This window comes from Desemzia sp. FAM 23989 (genome assembly GCF_045528345.1).
Lineage (GTDB): Bacteria > Bacillota > Bacilli > Lactobacillales > Carnobacteriaceae > Desemzia.
Map to the genome: position 1 here is coordinate 1 of NZ_JBGQQT010000054.1, position 865 is coordinate 865.

At 49.0% G+C, this 865-nt stretch carries 1 rRNA gene; it reads right to left on the reverse strand.

From position 1 onward, the window contains the following. Window positions 1–196: 196 nt before the first annotated feature. Window positions 197–865, reverse strand: a 16S ribosomal RNA gene (locus tag ACEN36_RS12990); the annotation flags it as partial.

The following is an 865-nucleotide window of genomic DNA, read 5'->3' on the forward strand; positions in this document are numbered from 1 at the left end:
AACCGAAGTTGCTTGTTTTATCTTGCGATAAGAACAATTAAAAAACTCTTTTAAACGCGGTGTGTTTCTCGGTTTCTTACTTAAATGTTTCTATTAGACAATATCCAGTTTTCAAAGAACACTATTCTGAGAGACTAAACCTCTCAAAACTAAACAAAGTAAAAGCGAACCGTGTAGGATTCCGTTAATTCCTTAGAAAGGAGGTGATCCAGCCGCACCTTCCGATACGGCTACCTTGTTACGACTTCACCCCAATTATCTGTCCCACCTTAGGCGGCTGGCTCCCGAAGGTTACCTCACCGACTTTGGGTGTTACAAACTCTCGTGGTGTGACGGGCGGTGTGTACAAGGCCCGGGAACGTATTCACCGCGGCGTTCTGATCCGCGATTACTAGCGATTCCGGCTTCATGTAGGCGAATTGCAGCCTACAATCCGAACTGAGAATGGCTTTAAGAGATTAGCTTGGCCTCGCGACCTTGCGACTCGTTGTACCATCCATTGTAGCACGTGTGTAGCCCAGGTCATAAGGGGCATGATGATTTGACGTCATCCCCACCTTCCTCCGGTTTATCACCGGCAGTCTCACTAGAGTGCCCAACTGAATGCTGGCAACTAATAATAAGGGTTGCGCTCGTTGCGGGACTTAACCCAACATCTCACGACACGAGCTGACGACAACCATGCACCACCTGTCACTTTGTCCCCGAAGGGAAAGCTCTATCTCTAGAGTGGTCAAAGGATGTCAAGACCTGGTAAGGTTCTTCGCGTTGCTTCGAATTAAACCACATGCTCCACCGCTTGTGCGGGCCCCCGTCAATTCCTTTGAGTTTCAACCTTGCGGTCGTACTCCCCAGGCGGAGTGCT